General features: G+C 48.7%; 29 protein-coding genes. 16 read left to right on the top strand and 13 right to left on the bottom strand.

Going from position 1 to position 26538, the window contains the following annotated elements; translation table 11 throughout:
* Positions 1–3 precede the first annotated feature (3 nt).
* The 6 genes from DDZ15_RS07340 to DDZ15_RS07315 all read left to right on the top strand — a co-directional run bounded on the left by DDZ15_RS07340 (position 4) and on the right by DDZ15_RS07315 (position 5796).
* Positions 4–3237 (top strand): WD40/YVTN/BNR-like repeat-containing protein, encoded by a 3234-nt coding sequence (locus DDZ15_RS07340; RefSeq protein ID WP_109646422.1) that lies wholly within the window; start codon positions 4–6, stop codon positions 3235–3237.
* 388 nt (positions 3238–3625) lie between these two features.
* Entirely contained in the window at positions 3626–3913 is a 288-nt protein-coding gene (locus DDZ15_RS07335; protein ID WP_109646421.1) for a hypothetical protein, read from the top strand.
* Between the two features lie 91 nt (positions 3914–4004).
* On the top strand, positions 4005–4238 hold the full coding sequence (locus DDZ15_RS07330) for an addiction module protein (RefSeq protein ID WP_109646420.1): 234 nt from the start codon (positions 4005–4007) through the stop codon (positions 4236–4238).
* The gene (locus DDZ15_RS07325; protein ID WP_109646419.1) at positions 4235–4525 is read left to right on the top strand and encodes a type II toxin-antitoxin system RelE/ParE family toxin; all 291 of its coding nucleotides are present in this window, start codon (positions 4235–4237) and stop codon (positions 4523–4525) included. The genes DDZ15_RS07330 and DDZ15_RS07325 overlap by 4 nt, the downstream gene beginning before the upstream one ends.
* Before the next feature lie 143 nt (positions 4526–4668).
* The gene (locus DDZ15_RS07320; protein WP_109646418.1) at positions 4669–5394 is read left to right on the top strand and encodes a CPBP family intramembrane glutamic endopeptidase; all 726 of its coding nucleotides are present in this window, start codon (positions 4669–4671) and stop codon (positions 5392–5394) included.
* A 192-nt stretch (positions 5395–5586) separates the two neighbouring features.
* Entirely contained in the window at positions 5587–5796 is a 210-nt protein-coding gene (locus tag DDZ15_RS07315; protein WP_199222902.1) for a hypothetical protein, read from the top strand.
* 108 nt (positions 5797–5904) lie between these two features.
* Here the strand turns inward: DDZ15_RS07315 and DDZ15_RS07310 are convergent, their stop codons facing one another.
* A complete protein-coding gene (locus tag DDZ15_RS07310; RefSeq protein WP_146198540.1) occupies positions 5905–6738 on the bottom strand; it encodes a hypothetical protein in 834 nt (277 codons plus the stop codon).
* 290 nt (positions 6739–7028) lie between these two features.
* Between DDZ15_RS07310 and DDZ15_RS07305 the strand changes: the two genes are divergently transcribed.
* The 4 genes from DDZ15_RS07305 to DDZ15_RS07290 all read left to right on the top strand — a co-directional run bounded on the left by DDZ15_RS07305 (position 7029) and on the right by DDZ15_RS07290 (position 10599).
* Positions 7029–7760, top strand: a complete 732-nt coding sequence (locus DDZ15_RS07305; protein WP_109646416.1) for a CPBP family intramembrane glutamic endopeptidase — start codon at positions 7029–7031, stop codon at positions 7758–7760.
* Between the two features lie 135 nt (positions 7761–7895).
* On the top strand, positions 7896–8267 hold the full coding sequence (locus DDZ15_RS07300; RefSeq protein WP_109646415.1) for a hypothetical protein: 372 nt from the start codon (positions 7896–7898) through the stop codon (positions 8265–8267).
* Positions 8268–8377: 110 nt separating this feature from the next.
* Positions 8378–9295, top strand: coding sequence for a ribosome small subunit-dependent GTPase A (rsgA, locus tag DDZ15_RS07295; protein WP_109646414.1), 918 nt, complete (start codon positions 8378–8380; stop codon positions 9293–9295).
* 170 nt (positions 9296–9465) lie between these two features.
* A complete protein-coding gene (locus DDZ15_RS07290) occupies positions 9466–10599 on the top strand; it encodes a DUF6588 family protein (RefSeq protein ID WP_109646413.1) in 1134 nt (377 codons plus the stop codon).
* A gap of 1277 nt (positions 10600–11876) precedes the next feature.
* Here DDZ15_RS07290 and DDZ15_RS07285 read toward each other — a convergent pair.
* Both DDZ15_RS07285 and DDZ15_RS07280 read right to left on the bottom strand, forming a co-directional pair.
* Positions 11877–12518, bottom strand: coding sequence for a response regulator (locus DDZ15_RS07285; RefSeq protein ID WP_109646412.1), 642 nt, complete (start codon positions 12516–12518; stop codon positions 11877–11879).
* A 336-nt stretch (positions 12519–12854) separates the two neighbouring features.
* Positions 12855–14465, bottom strand: coding sequence for an acyl-CoA carboxylase subunit beta (locus DDZ15_RS07280; protein ID WP_109646411.1), 1611 nt, complete (start codon positions 14463–14465; stop codon positions 12855–12857).
* 121 nt (positions 14466–14586) lie between these two features.
* Here DDZ15_RS07280 and DDZ15_RS07275 point away from each other — a divergent pair, with 121 nt between their 5' ends.
* The 4 genes from DDZ15_RS07275 to ftsE all read left to right on the top strand — a co-directional run bounded on the left by DDZ15_RS07275 (position 14587) and on the right by ftsE (position 18517).
* Complete coding sequence (locus DDZ15_RS07275; RefSeq protein ID WP_109646410.1) at positions 14587–15990, top strand: GWxTD domain-containing protein; 1404 nt, start codon at positions 14587–14589, stop codon at positions 15988–15990.
* Positions 15991–16066: 76 nt separating this feature from the next.
* Entirely contained in the window at positions 16067–17077 is a 1011-nt protein-coding gene (gene pdxA, locus DDZ15_RS07270) for a 4-hydroxythreonine-4-phosphate dehydrogenase PdxA (protein WP_109646409.1), read from the top strand.
* Positions 17067–17843 (top strand): class I SAM-dependent DNA methyltransferase, encoded by a 777-nt coding sequence (locus DDZ15_RS07265; RefSeq protein ID WP_242978921.1) that lies wholly within the window; start codon positions 17067–17069, stop codon positions 17841–17843. The genes pdxA and DDZ15_RS07265 overlap by 11 nt, the downstream gene beginning before the upstream one ends.
* Positions 17840–18517, top strand: a complete 678-nt coding sequence (ftsE, locus tag DDZ15_RS07260) for a cell division ATP-binding protein FtsE (protein ID WP_109646408.1) — start codon at positions 17840–17842, stop codon at positions 18515–18517. Before DDZ15_RS07265 ends, ftsE begins: the two co-directional genes overlap by 4 nt.
* Before the next feature lie 366 nt (positions 18518–18883).
* Here the strand turns inward: ftsE and DDZ15_RS07255 are convergent, their stop codons facing one another.
* The 7 genes from DDZ15_RS07255 to DDZ15_RS07225 all read right to left on the bottom strand — a co-directional run bounded on the left by DDZ15_RS07255 (position 18884) and on the right by DDZ15_RS07225 (position 23017).
* Positions 18884–19603, bottom strand: coding sequence for an SDR family NAD(P)-dependent oxidoreductase (locus DDZ15_RS07255; RefSeq protein WP_109646407.1), 720 nt, complete (start codon positions 19601–19603; stop codon positions 18884–18886).
* Positions 19604–19653: 50 nt separating this feature from the next.
* On the bottom strand, positions 19654–20307 hold the full coding sequence (locus tag DDZ15_RS07250) for a 7-carboxy-7-deazaguanine synthase QueE (RefSeq protein ID WP_109646406.1): 654 nt from the start codon (positions 20305–20307) through the stop codon (positions 19654–19656).
* On the bottom strand, positions 20300–20689 hold the full coding sequence (locus DDZ15_RS07245; RefSeq protein ID WP_109646405.1) for a 6-pyruvoyl trahydropterin synthase family protein: 390 nt from the start codon (positions 20687–20689) through the stop codon (positions 20300–20302). The genes DDZ15_RS07250 and DDZ15_RS07245 overlap by 8 nt, the downstream gene beginning before the upstream one ends.
* Before the next feature lie 102 nt (positions 20690–20791).
* On the bottom strand, positions 20792–21121 hold the full coding sequence (locus DDZ15_RS07240; protein ID WP_109646404.1) for an MGMT family protein: 330 nt from the start codon (positions 21119–21121) through the stop codon (positions 20792–20794).
* 151 nt (positions 21122–21272) lie between these two features.
* Positions 21273–21575: a P-II family nitrogen regulator gene (locus tag DDZ15_RS07235; protein WP_109646403.1), complete on the bottom strand. Its 303-nt coding sequence runs from the start codon at positions 21573–21575 to the stop codon at positions 21273–21275.
* Positions 21576–21635: 60 nt separating this feature from the next.
* Positions 21636–22598, bottom strand: a complete 963-nt coding sequence (locus tag DDZ15_RS07230) for a sodium-dependent bicarbonate transport family permease (RefSeq protein WP_109646402.1) — start codon at positions 22596–22598, stop codon at positions 21636–21638.
* Between the two features lie 140 nt (positions 22599–22738).
* Entirely contained in the window at positions 22739–23017 is a 279-nt protein-coding gene (locus DDZ15_RS07225; RefSeq protein ID WP_109646401.1) for a hypothetical protein, read from the bottom strand.
* Positions 23018–23316: 299 nt separating this feature from the next.
* Between DDZ15_RS07225 and DDZ15_RS07220 the strand changes: the two genes are divergently transcribed.
* Together DDZ15_RS07220 and DDZ15_RS07215 are read left to right on the top strand one after the other, a co-directional pair.
* Positions 23317–23586, top strand: coding sequence for a hypothetical protein (locus DDZ15_RS07220; protein ID WP_146198539.1), 270 nt, complete (start codon positions 23317–23319; stop codon positions 23584–23586).
* Positions 23583–23981: a type II toxin-antitoxin system VapC family toxin gene (locus DDZ15_RS07215; RefSeq protein ID WP_109646399.1), complete on the top strand. Its 399-nt coding sequence runs from the start codon at positions 23583–23585 to the stop codon at positions 23979–23981. The genes DDZ15_RS07220 and DDZ15_RS07215 overlap by 4 nt, the downstream gene beginning before the upstream one ends.
* A 227-nt stretch (positions 23982–24208) precedes the next feature.
* Here DDZ15_RS07215 and DDZ15_RS07210 read toward each other — a convergent pair whose 3' ends face one another.
* Genes DDZ15_RS07210 through DDZ15_RS07200 form a run of 3 tightly spaced genes read right to left on the bottom strand, consistent with a single transcriptional unit; the run spans position 24209 to position 26487 of the window.
* On the bottom strand, positions 24209–25030 hold the full coding sequence (locus DDZ15_RS07210) for a Rossmann-like and DUF2520 domain-containing protein (RefSeq protein WP_109646398.1): 822 nt from the start codon (positions 25028–25030) through the stop codon (positions 24209–24211).
* Entirely contained in the window at positions 25030–25809 is a 780-nt protein-coding gene (gene amrB, locus DDZ15_RS07205) for an AmmeMemoRadiSam system protein B (protein WP_109646397.1), read from the bottom strand. The genes DDZ15_RS07210 and amrB overlap by 1 nt, the downstream gene beginning before the upstream one ends.
* Positions 25810–25830: 21 nt before the next feature.
* The gene (locus DDZ15_RS07200) at positions 25831–26487 is read right to left on the bottom strand and encodes a 4'-phosphopantetheinyl transferase family protein (RefSeq protein WP_109646396.1); all 657 of its coding nucleotides are present in this window, start codon (positions 26485–26487) and stop codon (positions 25831–25833) included.
* Positions 26488–26538 lie beyond the last annotated feature (51 nt).

Genomic DNA, 26538 nt, shown 5'->3' with positions numbered 1-26538 from the left:
CTCATGATCTTAAAACCGAAACATCTCTTTTTCATTTTTCTAAGCTTTATCCTGTGGCTTCCGGCCGGCCTTTTCGGGCAGGTGTCTGTGTCGGACGTCAGCTACAACGCGCTCGAACTGCGAAATATCGGTCCCGCTTTTAATGGCGGACGCATCGCCGATATCGACATCCATCCCGATGACGAGAGCGTCTGGTATGTGGCCGTCGGCTCCGGTAACGTCTGGAAAACCGTGAACGCCGGGACCACCTGGGACCCCATCTTCGACAACCAGGGCTCCTACTCCATCGGGTCCATAACCATCGACCCCAACAACCCGAACACCATCTGGGTGGGAACGGGCGAAGATATCGGCGGACGCCATGTTGGCTACGGCGACGGGATCTACAAGAGCACCGATGGAGGCAGAAGCTGGTCCAACATGGGGCTCGAAAACTCCGAGCATCTCTCCACCATCATTGTCCACCCTGAAAACTCCGACGTGGTGTGGGTGGCGGCTGAGGGCCCGCTCTGGAGCAGCGGCGGACAGCGCGGCCTCTACAAAACCACCGACGGCGGCGCTACCTGGGAAAACAAACTGAGCGTGAACGAATGGACCGGGGTGACCGATATTCTGATCGACCCCCGCAATCCCGACGTGCTCTATGCGGCCACCTGGCAGCGTCACCGTACCGTAGCGGCCTATATGGGCGGCGGACCGGGCACCGGAATCCACAAGAGCACCGACGGCGGGGAAACCTGGACCGAGCTCAAACGAGGCCTCCCCTCCTCCAATATGGGCAAGATCGGCCTCGCCATCTCCCCTCAGAATCCGGACATTGTCTATGCGGCCATTGAGCTCGACCGGCGAACCGGAGGCGTCTATATGTCGGCTGACCGGGGCGAGTCGTGGAGAAAGATGTCGGACGCCGTCTCCGGCGGAACCGGCCCCCACTACTACCAGGAGCTCTACGCCTCCCCACACAATTTTGGCCAGATCATCCTGGTGAGCAACTACACCCTGATCTCCGACGACCATGGTGCCAATTTCAGATTTATCAACAACACCAACAAGCACGTTGACGACCACGCCATTGCCTTCAAGGAGAGCGATCCCGATTACATCATGATCGGATCCGACGGGGGGATATACCAAAGCTTCGACTTTATGGAGACGTGGGATTTCATCAGCAACATGCCCCTCATGCAGTACTACAAGCTTTCTGTGGATGACGCCAAACCGTTCTATAACGTATATGGCGGAACCCAGGATAACGGGTCCAACGGCGGTCCGTCACGTACCGACAGCGACGGCATCCGCAACCGCGACTTCTTTAAAATACTGGGAGCGGACGGCCACGATTCAGCCACCGAACCGGGGAACCCCAATATTGTTTACGGTGAGTTTCAGCAGGGCGCTCTCCATCGCGTAGACCGCATCACCGGGGAATCTGTTTTCATTCAGCCGCAGCCGGCTGAAGGCGAAGGCCATGAACGGTTCAACTGGGACGCACCGATCGAAGTGAGCCCCCACAGCCCCACCCGTATCTATTTTGCCTCTTACCGCGTATGGAGAACCGACGATCGAGGCAACAGCTGGACACCGGTATCGGGCGACCTGACACGCAACCAGGAGCGTATCACGCTTCCCATCATGGGCAAGCAGCAAAGCTGGGACAACCCCTGGGATATCAGCGCCATGTCGACCTACAACACCATTACGTCACTGGCCGAATCGCCGCTGCAGGAAGGGCTGATCTACGCCGGTACCGATGATGGGCTGCTGCAGGTAACCGAAGACGGCGGCGAAAACTGGCGGCGAATAGAGCTGGGCGAGATCCGCGGCCTCCCCTCCATGCCCTTTGTAAACGACATCAAGGCCGACCTGTTTGACCCGAATACCGTATATGTGGCCCTCGACAACCACAAATACGGTGACTATAAGCCGTACATCATCAAGAGCACCGACCGCGGAGAATCATGGGAGCTCATCTCAGAAGACCTGCCGGAACGGCACCTGGTCTGGAGAGTGGTTCAGGATCACGTTAAACCGGAGCTGATGTTTGCAGCCACCGAATTCGGCGTCTTTTTTACAGTGGACGGCGGCGAGGAGTGGATTCAGCTGAAAGGCGGTGCCCCGACGATCTCCTTCCGGGATATCACCATTCAGAGGGAACATGAAGATTTGGTTGCCGCTTCGTTCGGGCGCGGCTTTTTTATCCTCGACGATTACTCCCCGCTACGGGAAGTCAGCGAGGAAACACTCAATGAGGACGGCGTGCTTTTCCCAACCCGCGATGCGTTCTGGTATGTGCCACGTAATGAGGTGGACTCCCAGGGCGATGACCAGTACGTGGCCGATAACCCGCCCTTTGGAGCCGTTTTCACATATTACCTGAAGGAGAGCCATCTGACGCAGGAGCAGGAACGGCAGCGGCGCGAACGTGAACTGGAAGCCGATGAAGACGTACCCTTCCCCGGCTGGGATGCTCTGGATGCGGAAATCGCCGAAGAGGCTCCCTACATCATGATCACAATAAAGGATGAAGGGTACAGCGTAGTGAACCGTGTGAAAGGGCCTGCACGTGAAGGGTTCCACCGCGTAAACTGGGAACTTCGTCACGCCAACAAAGGCCTGATCGATCCGGAAACAACGGATGCCGATGATGGTTTCAGCAATTCATTTCCCGCAGCACCGGGTACCTACTATGCAAGCATGTCGCTGGTAAAAGACGGGGAGGTTCAGGAGCTCTCCGAGGAGATTTCATTCGATGTGGTGCCGCTGCGTGAAGGTGCACTCGATCGTAAACCGGATGAGGTGCGGGAAGATTTCATGGAGAACCTGATTGCGTTTCAGCGGGACCTTTCGGCCGTTTCGAACCGTCTGGAGGATGCGCAGGAAAGAATAGGTGCCATGCGTGCCGCTTTACTCAGAGCAGATAATGAAGATCCGGAATTAATGGAGCGTCTCAATAATACCCGGATGAGGCTTCTGGAATTTGACAAGGCGATGAACGGCAGCGATGCCAAAGGCCAGATCGGTGAAAAAGAGCCGCCGACACCGCGTTCGCGCATGTTTGTCGGATTCCGTGCACTGGGCACAACCTACGGCCCAACCGCTACGCACGAGCGAACCCTTGAAGCGGGAATATCCGAACTGGAGGCCATCCGCCGTGAGCTGGACGACTACCTGTCCTCCGAAATGCCGGCCCTTGAGCGGGCACTCGAAGCCGCCAGTGCTCCGCCGATTGATAACTAATCGGTTATACTTACTTTAATCAGCAAGGAGAAGCATGAACTATTACGTGCTTCTCCTTTTTTTTGTGATTGCATCAGAGAGACATTTTTAGTCGATTATTTTTTGCTCAAAACCGTACGATTGAGGAGCAAGCCTCTGAATTACATCGAAATTCCTGATGGCACTTCCCTCTCACCTGTCCCCTGTCGATCAGGAGTATTGTTTGGCTGACCTTGAACGAATCCTCATGCACCCGCTTCTGCTCAGGACAACATAAAAAGTATATCTAACCCTTTTATTTGACCCTTTTATCTAACCAACAGGTATTTTATTTAACCAGTTTATACTATTATTCAGAATTGTAGAACTATATGTTATACCGTAATAACCTATTTAATCATCTACAACTATGGCCTCTAGAAAAGGAAATCATTCAGAACTAAAAATTGATGAAAACTCCTTGGTTGCTGAAACTTCGATCTTTTCGAGATTTTTGAATGCACTATATGCAATCCTTCTAGGAACTGTGCTTGTTCAGGTGTTCTATTTTTTTACCGGATCAGGATCTGTCATCCTTTTGTTTAACAATGCATTCTTTCTCGCTTTCTTGGGTGTATGTTCAATTCTTGGTTGGATTGTCGGAGACAACTTTATCGTTTGGCTTAAAGAAGAGATTGGAAACTGGAAATTTTGGTGATTTATCTTAAAAGGCTAATAGTGGCTGATTAATAATTATCAGATTAATTTGTTTTTCAATAGATTGGCATATAAACTCAATTTTGAAAGTTATGATCACTGATTTTAAAGAGATAGAGCATTCAGCGCTCGAACTGGACAAAAAGCGACGGGCGGAACTTGCCAAGAGGCTTATCAAGAGTTTGGATGAAGAGATCGATTCAGATATTGAGCAGTCATGGATTGATGAAGTAACTCGCAGAAAAGAAGAAATCAAATCAGGCAAGGTATCTCCTCTGTTGGGAGAGGAAGTTCATAAAGAGGCCAGAAAAATCCTTAAAAAGTGACTTTTCAATATCACCCGGAAGCGGCCAAAGAGTTAACCAGTTCTATTGAATATTATGAAGATAAGTCTGAGGGGCTAGGCGGAGAATTTCTTGATGAAGTCGAAGCTGCTATTTCACTTATACTTACTCACCCAAAAACAGGTTCATTAATTACGAAAGAGGACCGAAGGATTTTATTAAACAGATTTCCATATGGCCTCATCTATGAGTTCTCAAATAAAATGATCACAATTAATGCTGTGATGCATTTGAGTAGAAGGCCAAAGTATTGGAAGTCGAGAAAATAGCTTACGGTATAACAATGGCTTCGTACTGACCAGTTAAAGCTTCGAAGTAGACTTTAAAATTTTCAGGCTGGCAGCACAAGCCAAGAGACGTTATACCCCCTTGCACGGTAGTACTGTTGACCAGACTCATATCAGGAAGGCCATTGGATAATCAGGTGAAAACGAGCGACGAAGCCGAACAATCCCCAAGCACTACAAAGGAGCCATGGGTTCCGCTTGCCATAGGGCTGACCATCTCGCTTGCCCTGACCACCCTATTTTGGATTCCATCGATTGCCGGCAATTTGCTGCCAAGCAATATCGTCGCGAGGAACGTTGCCTCTCAGTTGGTCGATTGGGGATTTGCAATCTCCTTGATCATCGTTGTCCTGTTCGGGGAACGCAAACACATTGCGTCAATGGGCTTCAAGCCATTTTCATTTGAGACGCTGTACACAGCGTTTGGGCTCGTTGGCTTTTTCTTTATCGGGATGATCGCTTGGCGACTTGTTGTAAGCCCATGGTTTCCCAATATCTCGCTTCCGGCCGGGCAGGCGGCAACTGGCGAATTGCCAGAGCATTTTTTCCTTTGGTTTGCCCCTTTTGCACTCATAACCGCCAGCTTTGCTGAGGAAATAATATACCGCGGATACGCAATGGAACGATTGCTTACCCACTTCAAGAATCCGTTGTTCGCGCTCGTGCTCCCCCATACGGCTTTCTCTCTTTACCATTTGAAGGACGGCTTTGAAAATGCCGTTATGCTCTTCTTCGTTGGATGGATATTCACTTGGTACTATTATAAGTCCAGAAACCTTACGCTTTTAATTCTTGCCCATTTCATAATTGATCTCCTTGCGATAGTAGGCAGGATTGCTGGAATACACTAACTGACTTCTACAGAAGGGACGCCGTATAACAAGCATTACTCTTAGCTAAGAGTATCATACGGATTTTACCGGCTTTCCCTCATCACATACTTCAATACTTGTAGTAATCCGGAGTTTTCTTGACTTTATTTGCGGTAAATGGCAAATCCGCTTTTAATGCGAAACTGTTAATCGACTTATCAACTAAACAGAATGGAGGGTATAACCGCAATGGAAGATAAAAAGAAGAATAAATCGAACCAGGGTGTATCGGGCGGTATCTATGGGCTGGGATGGATCGGAGCATTGGTATATTACATAAGTCATGCTGCCGGTTTTTGGGGAGGTGTTTTGGGATTTTTAAAGTCTTTGGTGTGGCCCGCATTTTTGGTTTACGAGCTGCTGAAACATCTGGGCGCGTAAAAGGTGTTCAGCCTGCTAACATGCGTTTCAGCGGGTTGGTGATGCGTTGGGGAATAATCTGTTAAGATGGTCCGTCCCGCCCGTTAACCGCAAGGCCGTTTCTCCAAATTATTCATCCAGAACCATGTTCACTCGTTCCCTTATCTCTGCCAGAGGAATTTGCTTCACCTTCCTCGTTTCTGCAATCAGATAAATGACGTTGTCATCCTTGCCAAATCCAAGGCTCCATCCATAGGGCAAGCCTTCAAGTTTTTTTGGTGTTGACCAATGATTATCCTCTTTTTTGCTCACATAAATACCATTTACGCTATTATCCCCCTGACCATGCTGAGCCAGCAACATGGTATTCTCATCGATCAATAGCGGGGAAAAAGGTACAAAGTTCGGCCTGTTTGCAATGAGCAACTCCGGTTCGCCATAGCCCTCTGCATCTTTTTCGATTTTGTAGATTCCTTTGGGGTCCATGGCATACGTGTAAAAATAAACATTGCCGGGTTCATCAATCATAAAGTATGTGAGCGCGTTCAGCCCGGTTTTCTCGCGAAAGTCCACCGGCTCACCAAATGTACCATTCTCATATGTCCGCAGATAGGTTCTCCTTTGGGAATCCGTTCCCAATGTATCCAGGAAACCGTACAAAAGCTGATCACCATCGTTGGATAGCCTGGAAACATTCAGGTAATAGCCATAGTCCAGTGTGTCAATCTCTGTTGCAGACGCCTCTTCACCTTCGATCCTGAGAAGCAAATAGGGATTATCACCATCTGATCGTGTTGACATTATCCACTCTCCTTCCGGGTGGTAGCTAATCATCTGAGGCGATAGATCGAACTGCTCAATGACTTCATTGATGGACTGGGCACGACTTTCAGACGACATCGCAATCAGCATCATTAAAATGCTTATTCCCAATCCAGCTATTTTGCTCCTTTTTAATCTCATATCTACCTCTTTTTTTTATGTTTGAGTCAGTAACATCGTCTCAAAAAACGTTCTATTTGATCGGAGAGTTTCACCCTGTAGTGCAATATTGTATATGATTTTTAATCAGGTCGATATTAACGGATAAATTGCAAGTGTCTCAGTAATCATGTCCCACCAGCATATTGAGCGGAACGTACCCCGCCCTACCCTGCTGTATGTTGGTTTTTTAATTTCTGTAGTACATTATGTTTTAAATCAACATTGACCTGCATGCAGCATATGCGGAATGTCGTTAAACGTTCTGGCCGATGATAAAAATAAAACATCCTCTATCAGGTGTTGGCGTATGTATTGCCCTGGTATATTTGATTCCCCAGCTTTCAACCCTGGGTACAGATCACTTATTCGCCCGCTTTAGTCATTTAGGGCCGCATAGTGCTTTCCTGTGGCCAATTATACACCACTCTCTTCAACTGGTTCTGACCCTTCTCTGTGCTTTCTTTCTCTCCATAGGTTTCCGGGAGCTTGGTTTTAATATGAAAAAGCGTGAAAAAAGTGTAGCTCTGCTCAAATCATTTCTGGCCTATTTCAGCGGTTTTATAATTTTCGGCCACCTTATTCTTATTTGGATCTCTCCTGCACCTGAGTGGACCTCACCCTTAACAGCTGCCAACATAGCCGGTGAGCTAGCCTTCAAGGCTCTTCTTTCAGGAACCGCTGAAGAGCCTCTGTTCAGGGGATTGGTAATGGTGATTCTTTATCAAGCGATTCCCGGGAGCCGGAGCTACTCTGGTTTGGAAATTTCACATGCAGGGGCCGCGGCAACCCTTCTATTTACAGTTGCACACATCGGGTTAGTCCCTTTTACACTGCAGATTTCCTGGATTTCTCCAGTTCAATTAATTCAGGCATTTGTTCTTGGTATTTTCTACGCAATAGCCTTTGACCAAACGAAATCTTTATTTACCCCTATTCTTGCTCACAACTTTGCCAATTTTTTCCTGACTGCAATTGGAATGGTATGGTCTTTTTATGGCTAAACATATACGCGGTATGGCAAACCATGTTAAGTGGAACGAGGACCAGTGCTGATGAAAATTTGTTTGCAGAAAATGATTTTACTGCTTAAATAAAAATATTAATCCGCGGGCCGGCAACCGAAAAAACCATTTTCGATGATCTCTAACGATTTAATAAAAAATTTCTTTGAAGAGCAGTTTGAAGATATAAGTCCTTTTTTTCTCTATAAAGATCATCAACTTCTAAAAGAAAACAAGTTTCAGGAATTTATTGAACGGCAATTAATTAAATCACGCAGAAGATTCATCTTTGGTATTGTAAGTTCATTCGCCGGTTTCATTTTAGCCCTGACCTACTTTTGGTTTTATTTTGAAACTTCTGAAATTGTTCACGTTATAAATGCACTTTTTTGGATGGTTATGGGTGCAGGTTCCTTATTCTGGTTTTCCAGGCAGTATTTTATAATCAGTAGTTCAATGGCATTGTTTCAAAAAATGCTTACAAAACAGAATACTACATCAGATTAAGTTTTCGGTTAACAAGCGGCTTATACAGAGTAATTTGCAGTTCAGCCCACGCCGGGTATGGACTCACAACTTTTTCCCTCCTCCCCTGAAAATCACGTACATTACAGTTTATGAGTAAACAGGGACGCGTTATACAATCCACGGGTAAATGGTACAAGGTAGCCGAAAAGGACGGCGACACCATTTATGACTGCCGCCTGCCGGGGCGTTTCCGTCTGGATAAAAAGGAGGTTACCAACCCCGTTGCGGTGGGCGACAACGTAACGTTTACCGTTGAGAGCGACGGCGCAGGCACTATCACCGAGATCCATGAGCGGGAGAACTATATCCCGCGTCAGGCTACCCATGGCCGTCGCGGCGAGCAGATCCTGGCGGCCAATATCGATCGCGCCTGGGTGGTGCAGTCGGTCCGCCAGCCAAAGCTCAACCTGGGGTTTATCGACCGGTTCCTGGTAACCTGCGAAGCGTATGAAATACCCGCAGGCATTATCGTGAACAAGATGGACCTTGCCAAAAAAGGCGACGAAGCGTTTGTGGAGGATATCCGGGAGCTCTACATCGGGCTTGGATATTCCTTCCTCACAACCAGTATTCACAATGAAGAGAGCATCTCACGCCTTGAGAAGGAGCTGAAAGCCAAAACCTCCGTATTTATCGGCCCATCAGGAACGGGCAAAACCAGCCTGCTGAACGCGGTACAGCCAAACCTCGGCCTCAGAACGGGAGAAGTATCCGGCTATTCAAACAAGGGGAAGCATACAACCACCTTTGCAACACTGATCCCGGTCAGCGAGAGGGGCTATATTGTCGACACACCGGGTATACGCGAACTGGGTCTTGTTAACATCGAAAAGAGTGAGCTGTCCCTCTTTTTTCCCGAAATGCTGGAACCCAGGGAGCACTGCAAATACTACAACTGCACCCACACCCACGAGCCCGGATGCGGTGTGGTAAAAGCCTTTGAAGAGGGACGTATCGACCCCGACCGTTATAACTCCTATATCAATATCCTTCAATCGCTCGATTAGTTGTACTGTTTTGTAACAGAGTGCTTCCCGGATTATCTTTCCTGTATGCTGTTTCAAACAGGGATACGGAAACCTGCACAGTGAAGGATTACAACTGGCAATCCGCTTTCCCGGCACAAAAATCATCTGCAGCGCTTATTTAATTAATTCACACAATCTATATTATCATCATGGATCACTATACCTCTATTAAAAAAACACTGTTTTTATGTTCCGCAGTTTTGGCTTTGCTGCTAACGAGCGCACTTCCGAAAAGCGCACATGCGCAGTTCGGAGACGCCGGTGAAATCCTCAAGTCCGGTGTAGAAGACGCCAACCTGCTGATGGAAGAGTATCTGAGGCCATTCGGCAACGGGTTTGGTGCAGACCTGAATTCCGGCTGGATCAACTCCGGTCGGCCCTACAAAAAATTTGGGTTCGATCTGAGAGTCAGCGCCGCCGTATCGCTAGTGCCTTCAGGCGACCGCAGCTTTCTTGTTGATGAGCTGCAGTTTCAGAACCTGGAGCGCGTTGGAGGTTCCTCCGAAACACAAACAGCATTCGGCGATGACACACCCGGCGCCGTTATGGGAGTTTTCGGAGATAATCCGTTCAGCGGTTTCCGTGAAGAGATTACACGTTTTGCCATGCCGCAGGGATCCGGATATCCCTATGTTCCCGCTCCCATGGTACAGCTCACCGTGGGCGCCGTTAAAGATACCGATGTGAGCCTGCGCTACGCGCCATCCATCTCCGTGGATGAGTTCAGCATGGACCTGTTCGGATTCGGGGTGCGTCACGGAATCAACCAGTGGCTCCCGGGCGGCGCCGCTCTGCCGGTCGACATTTCCGTGCAGGCCGGCCTCACCCGGCTCAATTCCAGCTTTGATCTGGATGTGAATCCCGAGCAGGGAACTGATGTCTACAATCCCTTCAGCGCTACTCCCGGTGTCTGGGAGGACCAAAGCATTCAGCTTGAAGCGAGCGGGTTCACAGGCAACGTAATCGTAGGGAAAAACCTGCCGGTTATTTCGCTTTTCGGCGGCCTTGGGTTCCAGACATCCACGGTGGATCTCTCCTCTCCCGGTGCCTACCCGATCACCAGCTTTAACCCGGACTTTAATCCGCTTGACGGAAGTGAAGAGACCCGTCAGCGTATAGTTGAAAGAATCGACGATCCGATCACCCTGAGCTATGACGGCGAAAACAGCGTGCATGCATTTGCCGGTTTCCGCCTCCGCCTGGGCTTCATTGCACTCTCCGCAACCTATACGCAGTCGAAGTACCCGACACTGAACGCCGGCGTGGGTATCAGTTTCAGATAGACAGGTACCGATCCTGTAAATAAGTAATTCATAAAAGGCCTTTCGATCTGCAAATCGAAAGGCCTTTTTTTGTTCAGAGTGTTTAATCATTGCTCTGATCCGGTGGGGATGCCTCGTCTAACGACTTCATGAAAGATCAGTTAAGGGTGCCCGACTCCCCGTCGTCCGATGGGTTGCACCGCGCCGGGATTCGTACCTTAACAACTCAACAGACAAGTGTTTGCGGCAAACCGTTGCTTAACGGACGTCTTGACCGGCAGTCCAGCAGGGACATAAAAAAACCTGCCGGACAACCGCCCGGCAGGCTCTTCTTTTCTCTTAATGAATAGTCAGGTTTTTTTCTCTCTTGACTGTATCCGGAACCAGGGTTCCGCTCTCTCTTTCTGCTAAAATGATACGATGGTTTTCCCGCATCCGCACTGCATGCACATGCGGTAAATCTGTCAACTGTGCTATACAGACTTTTTTACCTGTATTGAACGGATAGATAACAGCTTTAAAAACTGATTGGTTTCAGGTCTGAACCTGGCTGTTTGATTGGGTGAAGAATAAAAAAAGAGTCTGCAGGGATTCATTCCTGCAGACTCAACGTCTCTTTGATCTTGTGTGTTCTCAGTTCTCAGTGCGCTCAGGCAGCGTAGATTTCTCTCTGGGTTTAATCTACACACTCCCACCCCTCTAAACACCGCATAACCATGTGGTTTTCATGGGGAAAACGGGGGTAAAAGAAGAGTTCACCGCAGAGGCGCGGAGGGCGCAGAGAAATGAGAGGGTGTCTGTGGAAGGTGTCAGTACAATTAAATGGATTTGATGGTGGCCACGGAAGCACGGAGAAAAAGACGAAAGATGACGAGGGCGTTCACCGCAGAGGCACGGAGAAAGGGAGGAGAAGACGATGAGAATGCATGACTCACTGCAGTGGCGCGGAGGGCGCCGAGAAATGAGGGGGTGCCTGTGGAAGGTTTCTTTACAAATTATTGGATGTGATGATAGCCACGGAAGCACAGAGAAATGGAGGGGAAGACGATGAGAATGCATGACTCACCGCAGAGGCACGGAGGGCGCAGAGAAATGAGGGGGTGTCTGTGGAAGGTTTCTCAACAAATGATTGGATGTGATGGTGGCCACGGAAGCACAGAGAAATGGAGGGGAAGACGATGAAAATGCATGACTCACCACAGAGGCGCGAAGAGTGAGTGGAGACCCGGAAAATAAGACGGAGTTTATCAGTTCATTTCCTCAAATAACACAACAGATTCTCCCCAGGTGGAATCTCGTTAAATCAGCTTCTGCTTCATGCCCTTTGCAACGGCCTGTGAGCGGCTGTTTACATGAAGTTTCTGATAAATATTTCGAATATGATAGCGTACACCGTCTTCGGAAAGGAAGATGGAGTCTCCGATATCCTTGTATGATTTGCCTGTGGCCAGCTCTTTCAGAATCTCCTGCTCTCGTTCCGTAAGCTGAACCTCCGGATCGTCGGATTTCTGGGGCTGCATGAACTGAATCACTTTGCGTGCAATTTCGGGCGTCATCGGAGAACCGCCGTCCATGGCTGTGCGAATGGCATTGCTGAACGTTTCCGGGTTGGTTTTTTTCAGCATGTACCCGATCGCCCCGTTTCGAATGGCTTCAAATACATGCTCATTGTCATCAAATACCGTGGCCATAACCACAATCATGTCGGGGTAATTCTCCCGTATGTATTTTACGCCTTCAATGCCGTTCATGCCGGGAAGCTCAATGTCCATGAGGGCGATATTGGTGAACTTGAACTCATCGTCGGCAAAAGCATCTTCGCACGACTCATAACTGCCAATAAGCAGAAAATCGTCCTGGGAGTTGATAATCTCCTCCCATCCTTCACGCATAAACTCATTGTCTTCAACAGTGCTAACTTTGATCAGCCTTCGGTCCATGGGTCCATCTGTTTGATTTGAGGAACTGAGAATTAGAGAGCGGAGTCACACAAATTCCGCTGCATCTATAAAGTAAAGAAACAAAAATGAATTTCAACTATCTGTTTTTATAGAAAGGGGTTCACCGCAGAGGCGCAAAGGCCGCGGAGTTATTTATATTCCACCTTAAACGAACATAGAGACTCATTTGAATATTCCGAGGCTTTGGAGATCCTTAATACAGTTGAGGGCGGAACAGTTTTGCAACGGAGGCACGGAACACGTTAAAGGTCCCCAAAACCGGATATTGTGACCCTAATAAACACTCCGCGGCCTTAGCGTCTCAGCGGTAAAACATTATACCTGGATCACGCCGGTTTTGAATTCAGGGATCTCGGGATTGTGGTTTGCTGCGTGAATAGCCTCCGAGATTCGCTTTCGGGTATGACCCGGATGTATGATTTCATCCACCCAGAGCCGCGCGGCAGCATAGCGAACGTCGGTTTGCCGGTCATAGCGTGATTTGATCTTTTCCAGTATGGCCGCCTTGTCATCATCGCTCAGCTCTTTGCCTTTCTTCTCCATGGCCGAAACCTGTATCTGCGTAAGCACCTTTGCCGCCTGCGTTCCACCCATTACGGCAATCTGTGCGGTGGGCCATGCATAGATAAACCGCGGATCATATGCCTTCCCGCACATCGCATAGTTTCCGGCCCCGTAGCTGTTCCCGACAATCACCGTGATCTTTGGTACTGTGGAATTGGCCACCGCATTCACCATTTTGGCACCATCTTTTATGATACCGCCGTGCTCGCTTCGCTTGCCTATCATAAAACCCGTTACATCCTGCAGAAACAAAATTGGAATCTTTTTCTGATTGCAGTTCATAATGAAGCGGGCTGCCTTGTCGGCGCTGTCGGAGTAGATCACCCCGCCGATCTGCATCTCGCCCGACTTGCTCTTCACAATTTTCCTCTGATTGGCTACAATGCCAATACTCCATCCGTCAATACGTGCATAGCCTGTGATCAGCGTCTGCCCGTACCCTTTCTTGAACTCCGTAAATGATTCCGCATCGATGATCCCTTTCAGCACCTGCATCATGTCGTAAGGCTTGGTACGGTCCGCAGGCATCTCATTCATCATTTCATCAGTCGAAAATTCAGGCTGAACAGGCTCCGTGCGATTGAAACCGGCTTTTTTGTACGGCCCCAGCTTGCCCACCAGGTCACGAATTGTGAGCAGGCACTCCGTATCGTCTTTCATTTTGTAGTCCGTGACGCCGCTGATCTCCGTATGCGTGGTGGCACCACCCAGGGTTTCATTGTCCACATTTTCTCCGATGGCTGCTTTTACGAGATAGCTGCCTGCAAGGAATACGCTGCCCGTCCCGTCCACAATCAGGGCTTCATCACTCATAATAGGAAGATAGGCTCCCCCGGCCACGCAGCTGCCCATAATGGCCGCGATCTGTGGTATGCCCTTGGCGCTGATCACCGCATTGTTGCGGAAAATGCGCCCGAAATGCTCTTTATCGGGAAAGATTTCGTCCTGCATCGGCAGATAGACACCTGCCGAATCAACCAGGTATATAATGGGGAGATGATTTTCAATGGCAATTTCCTGCGCTCTCAGGTTCTTCTTGGCGGTCATCGGAAACCACGCTCCCGCTTTCACGGTGGCATCGTTTGCAACCAGCATACAGGTGCGTCCGCTCACCTTTGCGGTGCCGATCACAACCCCGGCTGACGGACACCCGCCCTCCTGTTCGTACATGCCGTGTGCGGCCCAGAGGCCAAGCTCCAGAAAATCAGAATCCTCGTCGATCAAAAAGTTGATTCGCTCACGGGCGGTCATTTTCCCTTTTTTATGCTCCTTCTCAATACGTTTTTCACCCCCGCCTTTCCTGATTTTCTGCTCTCCGATCCTCAATTGCTCCATAAAATCGTTCAACGAATTATCTTTCATGACATCTGTTTAATTTGAGGTAAATTTATCTGGACTGATAATACCGATTGTATCGTTCACGTTCCATGAGTGAATAATAACCAATTGCAGCGGCAAACCGGCTCTGCACAAGCCCAACAACATGCTGAAAACTATCCCATTTCTTATACTTTTTTCCATTGTTCTTTCTCTGTCTGATGCTGATGCACAGCGCAGAACCACCTACGAGTCTCTTCTCCAGCGATCGGAACAGCCGTCCACCTACATTGATGAGGCTCTAATACCCATCTCTGACTCTACCTCGGCAGCACTGGTTTTTTTCCGGCTGGATTACGATTTCCTGCCGTTTCTACGGACAGATTCGGACATGGAAACACCGTCTGAAGAAACAGAGTACTACTCTCCGGTTCGAATGGGAATTGAGTTTTTCGAGGGCAATGTGTCTGAATCGGGACGTCAAAACCGTACAGCGGTCTCCGTATTCCGTGACTTCTGGAGTGATACCGTGTGGGTAAATTCATTTGAGGAAACTACATCGAGGTTCGATCATGTGGAAGGGCTGATGTGGCATGAGATGAAGGAAGGAAAGTACCACTATGAGCTTCAATTGGGCAGAGGCGATTCGAACAGAGACTTACCGTCGAGGCGCCGCAATCTGAATGTGCCTGCAAAGGCTGAAACAGAAAAGGGATCGATTATTCTGGCATCCTCAACAACGGCAGATGAGGAGTCATTTACCGGTACACTGATGAATTATGGGAACAACGTACTCTACGGGCAGGATTATGAACTGTTGATCCGTTTTCCTTCGTCAGCAGATGTAACGGATGGCAGCTACACCCTTCAGATTTTAAAAAGACTGCCCGGCAATGAGGATCGGACTGAAGAAGATCCTGTGTTCGAATTCTCCGTAACCGCTGACAATATGTTTCATGCCGTATTTGAATCTGCCACACCCGGCAAGGAAGGTCCGGTCGGTTTTACGCTTAAAAAAACGGAGAGTGAAAATGGCTTTGCCTATGCGGCGATATCCGTTCCCAATTCTGAATTTGAAAACGCAGCCTACCGTGTGCAGCTGGTCGCTGACGGACAGGATGAACCGTTAGCTCAGCGTGACATCTCATCAAGATGGATTGATATGCCTGTAAGCCTCTATAATCTGGATGTCGCTATTGATCAGCTAAGCTACATCGCGGACGAAAGTACCATCCAATCGCTAAACACCGGCTCAACAGCGGAACGGGAGCAGAAATTCCGGGAGTTCTGGGAACAGCGCGATCCCACGCCCGATACCGAATTCAATGAGCTGATGACAGAGTATTACAGCCGAATTGATTATGCATATCGTAACTTCTCATCCATGCAAACCCCGGGTTATGAAACGGATCAGGGAAGAGCATACATCCTTCTGGGTCCACCGGATAACATCGAGCGCAGGCTGCCAACCGACAGCCCTGCCCGGGAGATCTGGACCTATCCCAACCGTACACTTATCTTCGAAGCAACCAGCGGATTTGGTGACTTCAAACTCATTTCCGAGTCATAACTTCTATGCCCAAACCAGATCTCTCACAAGCCGATAAAATCTTTCAGGGTCCCGGTCAGTTTCCTATTTTCAGCCCATGAGTGAGAAAATTGTGATCAGCATGGGCGATTATAACGGAATAGGCCCTGAAGTGATATTAAAATCATTTTCATCTTCATTCCCTTCCGGTGAAGCGGTTGTGATATTGGGGCATCCGGATGTATTCAGCTACTATGCCAATACACTTGATATGGCACCCGGCCTGAATGTTATAGATTCACTCGACCGGGCACAACATGGTTCGCTGAATCTTCTGCAGTGCTGTGATGACGGTGATATTACGCTGTCGCCCGGAACCATTTCAGAAAGTGCCGGGCGTGCCGCCATGAAAGCAGTGGAATACGGAATTGATGCATGTCTTTCAGGCGATGCGGATGCACTCGTAACGGCTCCGATATCCAAAGAGGCCATTCACAAGGCAGGCTACACGGTTCCCGGCCATACAGAGTTTCTGGCGGAAAAAGCGGACACCCGGCAGTTTATGATGATCCTGGCATCCGGAAACCTGCGAGTGGGCCTGGTTACCGGGCACATACCCCTTCAAAATGTATCCGCAGAGATCACTCCCGAACTGATTCTCAACAAACTGGAGACTCTTCATCTGAGCCTGATGCGGGATTTTGGGATTAACAAACCCCGGATTGCAGTATTCGGCCTGAATCCGCATGCGGGCGACGGCGGCGTGCTGGGAACCGAAGAGATCGAAATCATAACCCCGGCCCTGGCACGGGCTGAAGAGTCAGGAATTGAAGCGGACGGACCACTTCCCGCCGACGGTTTCTTCGGAAGCGGTCTGCAGAAAAAATATGACGGAATTCTTGCGATGTACCATGATCAGGGCCTGGTGCCCTTCAAAGCCCTGAGTTTCGGGAGCGGGGTGAATTTTACCGCAGGCCTTCCCTTTATACGAACCTCACCCGATCACGGCACAGCTTTCGGACTGGCGGGGGAAAATCGTGCCGATGCGCGATCGTTCAGTGAAGCATTCCGCCTGGCCTCAGATATGGTTCGCAACAGAAAAAAAGCGGTGAAAACGAATGATGGATAAATCTCCGCAAGAAGAAAATTACTCCGTACTTGCGGAGATCTACGATGATGTTATGGGTGATGTGGATTATGAAACCTGGACGGACTACATCGACGACATCATTGTAGAACACAATCCGGAATCGGTTGATATTCTGGAGCTGGCCTGTGGTACGGGTACCATGGCGTTGTCGCTCGAAGAGCTCGACTGCTACACCATCACTGCCACCGATGCCTCTCCGGAAATGATCCGAGTGGCTCAGCAGAAAGCAGAGAGAATGAAATCGGATATCGAGTTCAGAACCATGAATTTTCTGGACCTGCAGTTTGAGAAGACGTTCGATGTGGTGTATATGGTTTTCGACAGCCTCAACTATCTGCATACCGAAGAGGAGATCCTAGAACTTCACCGGCAGGTCAGGGATGTGCTCAAACCGGACGGAATCTTCATCTATGATTTTACCACTCCGCGAAATTCACGCAAAGCCATTCACTTTCTGAACCATGAGGAGAAAGTGGTAAACCGGAATTATCGATACCGCCGCACAAGCAGGTACGACGAAGATGCCGGCATCCACACCAATTGCTTCATCATAGAGCAAACCGATCCTCACACCAAAAAAACCCTGCAAACTTTTCAGGAAGAGCACCGTCAAAAAATCTATACACAGCGCGAAATTGAAACAATGATCAAAAAAACGGATTTTAAAATAGTGATGGCCTACGACGGCTTCGAGCTGAAACCCGCGCATTCCCGCAGTTTGCGAATAACCATGGTGCTGAAATGAGTGAAAATACTGTGATTGAACTGAACAATGTGAGTGTGATATATGATCAGAGACATGTGCTCGACCGTATTAATTTTTCACTCGAGATTGGTGAGTTTTGCTATGTAATAGGTAAAACCGGAGCGGGGAAAAGCTCTTTCCTGAAACTTCTTTATAGCGATATAAAACCCGATAACGGCATGATTCGCGTCGCTGATTTTGAGGTTAGCAATATATCAGACAGAAAAATCCCACATCTTCGCCGTCGCCTGGGCATCGTTTTCCAGGACTTTCAGCTTCTCCCCGATCGGAATGTCTATGAAAATGTCGCTTTCGCCCTGCGCGTAACCGATCACAAGCCAAAATTTATCAAAAACCGCGTTATGGAAGTTCTGGGGCTGGTAGGTCTCAGTCATAAACGCAATGCGATGCCGGCTGACCTATCGGGCGGTGAACAGCAGCGCGTGGTAATTGCCAGGGCCCTGGCAAACGAACCGCGGATTCTTCTGGCCGATGAACCTACCGGCAACCTGGATCCCGAAGCAAGCAGCTCCATTATGGACCTGCTGAAGCAGATCAACAACCGCGGGATGGCCGTTCTGATGGTTACACACGACTATGAAATGGTTAGGCGGCACCCTTTTCGTACCGTGCAGATCAAAGACGGGCAGCTGCACGAAATCAAGGTGATTTGACGCTGGGTCCCCGGGTGTTACTGCGTGGGGATATAAAGGTCTATTAAGAATACCCCCGTTTGAAGAAAAAACTCTTCAATTAAGTCATGATTTTTTATCGAAAGAAGGGTAAATAAAAAAAGAGAAGCCCGGCTTTCAACCAGGCTCCTCTTCTACGTTGGCTTTTTCGGGGTACATTGTAATATCCGGGTAGATATTACAGTCACTATAACGGCTCATCACCACCTTTGTTCCCCGGGATTTTGTAAAAGTTATTCACCGTTTGAGCGGGCACTGATGCAATGGCGATTTTGCAATTATAAGCGCCTGAGTGAAGCCTGGTGCCTGCCGCTTGCAGCATGTGCCATTAAACATGACGCGAGCGTTTTACATTGCAGGAACACGTCCGTGTTGCGGCTGTATGATGATCTCTTCGACCAGTGTGCGCGGTGAGAGGTGCGACAGTGTAACCAGGATCTGTGCCACATCGGTTGGATTTATCAGCTTTTCTGGCGGCATCGTTGATTCATCCCAGGATGGGGAGTGCGTTTGACCCAGGTTGATCGCGGTTACCCCGATGTTTGTATTTTTCAGCTCATCACGCAGCGAGCGGGTGTACCCCAATACCGCGTGCTTCGCTGCCGAATACGCGCCGCTGTCGGCCAGCCCCGTGAGTGAACCCACCGAACAGATGTTTATGATAAGTGCCCTGTCCAGCTCCATAAGTTCGGACAGGAAGCGGTTTACGGTATTGACGGCCGTAAAAAGATTCACATCGATCTGATGCTGAAACTCCTCGTTGGTTGTCTGAGTCAGGGTTTTATAAAGAAAACTGCCTGCATTGTTGATAATAAGTCCGGGAGACGGAACCTCTTCCGGGAGGTCTAGACTCATTACCGATGGCCTGTCTGTTGCATCACAGCAAATAATGTGGGTATAGGCGGATCCGGCCTTGCGGCAAAGTTCGGCCGTCTCTTCAAGATTTTCCTTATTGCGGGCCAGCAGTATAAGAGGGCGGTCTGTTGAAGCTGCAAATGAAAGTGCAATGCTTCGGCCGATGCCCTGGCTGGCACCGGTTATTAAAACAGAAGAGTGTTCGTACGTCATGAAGTCTGTAGGATGTTCTGTGGTTAATGCGGTCTTTCCGCAGCAGGTACCTACGGCACATTCATAAACTTGTGCGTCTGCAGGCTGATTCCCCACCGCGGATTTTTTTTAACGTACTCTACAATCAAATTTACCGACTCCGGCGTTTCCCATTCAGGCTGTAAAAGCAATCGGGTTCCTTTCGGGCATTTTACCGCATTCTTTTCGGCCCACTCCAGGTCCTTCTTTTTGAGCACTACGACCTTTAGCTCGTCAACATACGGAAAGACTTCATCCAGAGGCTCTTTGAATCGCTTGGGTGAAAGCGTAATCCAGTCGAGATGCCCTGAAAGCGGTGACGAGCCGCTGGTTTCAATATGCACGCTGAATCCTTCCTGACGCAGGCGGATTGTAAGAGGCTCCAGATTGTGAAGAAGCGGTTCGCCACCCGTGATTACGGCAAGCCGGGTGCCGCTCTCTTTGGCGCGTTTAACGATATCGCCCGTTTTAACACGGGGATGTTTCGATTCGTCCCAGCTGTCTTTTACGTCACACCACCAGCACTTTACGTCACACCCTGCCAGACGTATAAAATAGGCGGCACTTCCCGTATGGGCGCCTTCCCCCTGGATGGTATAAAAGTCTTCCATCAGCGGATATTCCACCTGATCAAGTTCAGTCACTTCACCGGTGGTTCTGGTGGTTTGTTCTTCCGTGCTATACATCCTGATCCGTATATTCTACCCAGCTGCTCTCCGTTTCCCATACGGTTACACGCAGGTCGATGTCAGCCGGTATTCTCTTTTTGGTTTCTTTGTGAATGTATTCTGCTATGCGTTCAGCCGTAGTCGCAACGGGAATGGTTTCATTGAGCACCGCGTGATCGAAACCTCCTTTTTTTCCGTCGGCAGCAGCCCATTTAAGCTCCTTAAAATCACACACCATATCGGGTGATTTCAGGTATTTTGAGGGATTAAGCTTGTGCGATTTCGCCGCAATGTGAACTTTGTACGTATGTCCGTGCATACGGCCGCACTTCCCGTCGTAACCTTCGATAAAATGGGCAGCGTCAAATTTAAATTCAGTATGTAGCGTCCAGGTTGCCATGTAATAATTATCAGGTAAATAGCATTTGAAATAGCTTTAAAAGATACGGAAAATTAATGTCCAAATCAGGCATAGGAAGGCAACACCAATAATCCTCAGGGATCAGATATTCAGACCCGGATCCCAAAAGTGTTTGTCAATGTCGACCGTATACTCCTCTGTAAACCGAACCCCCTCCTGTTCAAGACGTTCGCGCATGGTGTCACCCGGAAACCACGCACGCCCCGTGAGCTGGCCCAGGCGGTTTACCACGCGATGTGCGGGAAGAGGTTCATCCGATTTTTCGTGAATAAGCTGATTCAACGCGTAGCCCACCATGCGCGCACCGGAAGCAACACCAAGGCAAGTTGCAATGGCACCGTAGGTAGTTACTTTACCTTCCGGAATTTCAGCAACCACACGGTACACATTCCTGTAAAAATCGCTGGACATAACGCTGATTTGCTTCTTGATTGACCTCCTTGCGGTCCATAACTATTCAATTAATGGAACCACAGCTGAAACGCGCATTCGGACCTTTTCGGCCTCTGTGCAATCGACCGGAAAAGATGATTCAGAAAAGAGCGGTTCAACGATAACCTGATCAGATATATTTATCACCCCGTACAACATGGGCTTCCTGAACGTATACGATAACGGCGTAGTGTTCAAAAAGGTTATCCGAAATGTACTCTATAATCCCGTCTGCCACATCACTGCTCACCAGTGTTTCAATTCGTGTATCGGGCCCCTCCCATTCACTGGCACGAACGCCCCTGGAGCCTTTTCCGGTCGCCTTTGTAAGCGTGTACCCCCTGGCTCCAATCTCGGTAATCTTACGAAGAACGCGTTCTTCCAGTATTCTTTCCGTTACGATGGTCACAAGCTTCAGTGTAGTGGTTTTCATAAGCTAATCCGTTTGATAATCATTGTCAGAAAATTGTATGTATGAATCACTCATAATGACTCAAAGTAGCCACTCCGCAAAGGCATAATAAATCGGTATTCCGATTGTAATGTTAAACGGGAAGGTTATACCGAGCGAAGCCGTCAGGTAAAGCGTTGGATTGGCTTCGGGAAGCGCAATCCGTACGGCCGCCGGAGCTGCAATATAGGAAGCGCTCGACACCATGGCACCCAAAACCGCCGACCCTGCGACGGATAACCCTGCCATATTGCCCAGCCATATAGCCAGGATACCATGCAGGATGGGAACAATAATACCAAATGCGATCAGGAAACCTCCAACCTCCTTCAGGCCTTCCAGCCTTTTGGCCGTAATTACGCCCATTTCGAGCAGAAACAGCGCAAGAGCGCCCTTGAATCCCGTTTCAAAAAACGGAGATATCGGTTCAAATCCATCGGGACCCGAAATCCAGCCGATAATCAGTCCACCCAGCAGCAGCATTACGCTGCGTCCGGCCAACACTTCGTGAAGCGCTTCCTGCCAAGAACCGGCCCGCTTTTCACGGGTAAATGCAATCATCAGAGCTACCACGATGGCGGGCACCTCCAGAATGGCTACCATGGCGGGCATAAACCCTTCGGATGTGAGCCCGTTCATGGTACCAAAACTGACCGCAACAATAAATGTAACGGCCGAAACGGATCCGTAATGTGCTGCAATAGCCGATGCATTGATCCTGTCGAACCTGCCTAATCGTCGCAGCACATTGTATGCGGTTATCGGTGTAATGATACCCAGAAGCAGGGTGATAAGGGCAGGCCATATAAACTCGCTGACCGGTGTCTTATGCAGCTCCACCCCTCCTTTCAGGCCGATGGCCAGAAGCAAATAGATTGTAAGTCCATTGTAGAGAGGTGACGGAAGTTTAAGGTCGCTTTTCAGCAGCGACGCCAGTATACCCAGAACAAAAAGAAGAATTATCGGGGAAAGCAGGTTTGAAGCCAGAACGCCAATATGCTCCATAACGTAGAATGAGGTTAGTTGGATTTTTTAAGTGGTAAGCAGAACCGAAGAGAGCTTAATCTGAAACGGGCCTGCAACATGCAAATAAATAGTGTTTCAGTACATACCGGACTACAGGGATAGTGAACATCCCCGGCACATCATTCAAGGGTGATATGGATCGTCGAGTTGATTATCACGTTGCTTATCCCCTTCTCGTCAACGGATTTCAGCATATCAAGAATCTCTTTGCGCGTCTCCTTTAGATCCGAAATTCTGTCCTCCGATTTTTCATCCCTGGACCCGCTTTTTTCAAAAGAGCTCAGTTTTCGGATGTTGTGAAACTGAATCTTGCTTTGGATCAGGTTCATCAATATTTCCTTCGCATCATCCGGTGAATAAGAACCTTTGACGAGTGTAAATGTTTTGCTTGAGCTCATAATTCGTGGTATTCGTTGCCTTGGGTTCAATGTTCGCAGATTGAAAAAATCAAAAAACCTGTGTTAAATAAAAAGCATTGTGATGCGGTCAGGACGTTTGAACCGAAATTTTATGCCGTTGATCCGAATGCCCTGGAATACGATACAGATACAGGCTGAAATGATCAGTTTTGTGCGATGAATGTAACCCTACCGGCAGGCATTATGCAAATTTACAGGCAGATTCACGAACCTTTGGATGTAATTGATTTCTTAATGAGTCTGTTTGAAAATTTGATGCAATATGTTAATATGTTTTTATGCGAACAACAATAGATTTACCCGATGCCCTGATGAAAGAGGCGAAAAAGAAAGCCATTGAGGAGGGTATATCCCTGAAACAGTTGTTCACGCGGAGCCTTGAAAATGAACTAAAGGCCAAAACCATGTCAACCGAAAATGCGCCCTGGAAAAAGCTGAAGGGAAGCGGATCCGCTTCATCCCTCTCCCCTGAAGAGTCAGGTTTTGAAGGATATTCCGGACCGGACTGGAATCACTCGATATCCGTCAATGAGCCCGAAAGTAAGTGATTCTTCTCGATACCCATATCTGGCTCTGGTGGCTGCTTGGTGACGTAAACCTTTCAGAAAAAGAGCGCAAAGTCATCGATCAGAAAGCATCAACCGGTGAACTGGCCATATCATGGGTGTCCGTCTGGGAAGCGGAAATGCTGGAACGAAAAGGACGGATCACTCTTAATCCCGGTTTTTCAGAATGGATCCGCGCTGCCCTTGCAACCCGTGCCGCAACTCTTCTCATTGCCGATACGGATGTTGTCATTGCACAACGAGAGCTTCCCGACTCTTTTCACACCGACCCCGCCGATCGTCTGATAGTTGCTACATCCATTCTTTCAGGATATCCCCTGGCTACTCACGACACCCGGATAGCAGATTCCGGAGCCTGCAACATCTGGAAACCCTGAACGGGGTAATAAAAGTATTAATGTGTTAAGGTTTTAAGGTGCTTTTGTTAGTAGTCAGTGGTCAGTTGCGTGTTGTTGGTTCCTTTATAGTCCACTTCACCGGTTCGGTATTCATCTGTTTATCTGCATCACATCGCGGGAATCGCCTTCGGCCCGGAGGTCGGTTTCATTACCTCAAAGGCTTGTCTGGTTGAAATGATGTTTTTCCGGCTTATGTCTGAAATCCACTACTCAAAAAGCTGCATCAGTTTATCCGCTTCCTCTTCGGTAAGGCTGCCCGATTCCCTGGCAATATCCAGTGCGGTTTTGCCGAGCCGGCGATAAAGCGCCTGATGTTCGGGGTAAAAAATGAGGCGGCTAAGATGCGATTCAACCGTTTGAACATCACCGCGGCTCACAGGGCCCGTTAACGCTTCAGAAGTGCCTTTTTCAAAAATGTTTCGCATTGTCTGCTCAACAAGGGGACGCATGATTGTGATACCGTCCTCAATCTCTTCTGCTTCAAGATACTCTTCAACGGTTCGAAAAAGGGAAACAAGGTAGTTGGAGGTGAATACGGCACCAATGTGCAGAGCTTGTTTCTGGCCCGGAGTTACATCAATGTGCTTTGCCCGCATTTGTTTTACGAGTGGTTTCAGAAGGGCTTTGGCTTCAAAATCTCCTTCCAGGGAGATCGTAATTCCTTGGAAACGGCCGGCATTATCTCCTTTCCGGAATGTTTGAATGGGATGCATCGATGCGGTGCCGGCACCTTTGGACGCCAAGGCAGAAAGCTGGTCGGATGAGAGGCCTCCGGAGCAGTGTACTGCTGTCTTTCCGGCCCATTTGATCTCTTTCGCAGCAAGGCTTTCAGAGACGGATTTGATCGCATCATCAGGAGTTGTAATAAAAATCACATCACCGTACCGATGACTCTCTTCCGGCAGTCCGGATGTTTGATTTACGGCGGATATAACGGTGTATCCGTTCGATAGAAAAAAATCCTGCAGCGCCGAACCCACGGCGCCGGTTCCGATAATAGTTACCGAAAACTGTTGTTCATAGGTCATTAGCCAAAGATAGGCTGATGCTGCATTTCTGCAAAACCGAGAAGCAGATTTCGGGTATCAGAATGGGTGGTATGATTGAAATTGAGGGACAAACCCCATCTTCTGGATACGATCAGGCCGGCCAGAAAGGTTCCGGCTCCGCGCATGGATAAATCGGCCGATGAGAGGTAGTTCATCATACTGTTGAAATTCTCATCCTTGTAGTGGCTCATTAGCATCTCGAATTCATCACTGTGCGATCCGTCCAGGTCGCAGCAAAACACAACCAGCGCATTCTTTGATGCGAGAATCTCTTCCAGAGCGTAGGCAAGTTCTTTTACGATGTACGGGTTTTCATCCGTAATCTGTATGCTTACAACAGAGAAGTTCTTGAGCGAACACTGCAGCATCATCAGCTGATCGTAAAGGCATACCGATGACGAGTCAAACGCTTCGTCATTAATGAAGAAATCGTCGTCCTCGTCGCAGAAGTCATTTCTGAGGCGGTCATTAGCCATCACTTCGCCCAGCGGGGTGGTAACGGATTTAAAAGAGGGAAGCGGAAGTTTCTTCTCTGCACTGCCCGGATGGGATTCCACAACGACTACGGTGTCGAACTGTTCCTCTGAAATGCGGGAGTATAGCTCGTACACTTCATCTATGTTTTCGCTTGTAATGGAACCCGGTGCAAACATGACGCGGACTGCATCGTCTGATGATTGCTGACCCGAATTTCGTTTCGACCGTGCGCGTTCCAGACCCTGGGTTAGCTCTTCGCGACTATATGATGATATATTCATAAGATTAGCTCCTTCGATGACCTAAATAATGTGAAGTCTTTTACTATCGATGATATGTTTTTTGGGTAGTTGTCTGTAGCAAATGGAGATCCAATGACCGTGATTCGGGAAGCTACAAATTTTTGCACGCATTCCATCGTCAAATTGTACACTGAACCCATATTTATCCATCTGAATAATGCTTACGCTATTCATCGGTTTTCTGAGTCCGGTTCCGATCATTTTTAAGGCCGCTTCCTTGAGCGTCCAAATGCGGATCCATTCATTTTGTTCATAAAGGAGTGGCGACTCTTCGAAATGTTTCATTCTTTCTGCAAGACGCTTGTGAACCGGGCGTCCCATGCTCTCCATATCGAGACCCACATTATACTTTTCGGATACCGCCGCGGCCAGTGCATCCGTAGTATGTGAGAAGCTGACCGATACCTCACGGCTTCCGATGAATGCTTTTGGTTTCTCGTACTTTTCCGTATAGACGTCGATTCTGGAAACATCCATACAGCGGTCGGCAATTTTTTTGATAAGCAGTGTGCCTGTGATGCTCTGTGATGTGTCTATGTCGCCCCCGGATGTTTCAACCCTCAGAGGTTCGTACCCCGAAAGGATCTCCTCCGGCAGACCGTGATGTTGAATTTGTTCAAACAAAACTTCCGGTATGGTATCGATAACGTAGCTCAACTCACCCCCCTCCCTGTTTCATTTCAAAGCATTCAGGCATTCGATTCGTGC

The sequence above is a fragment of the Rhodohalobacter mucosus genome, from assembly GCF_003150675.1.
Taxonomy (GTDB): domain Bacteria; phylum Bacteroidota; class Rhodothermia; order Balneolales; family Balneolaceae; genus Rhodohalobacter; species Rhodohalobacter mucosus.
The sequence above is the reverse complement of the archived record's forward strand: the minus strand, read 5'-3'. Positions and strand labels throughout refer to the sequence as shown.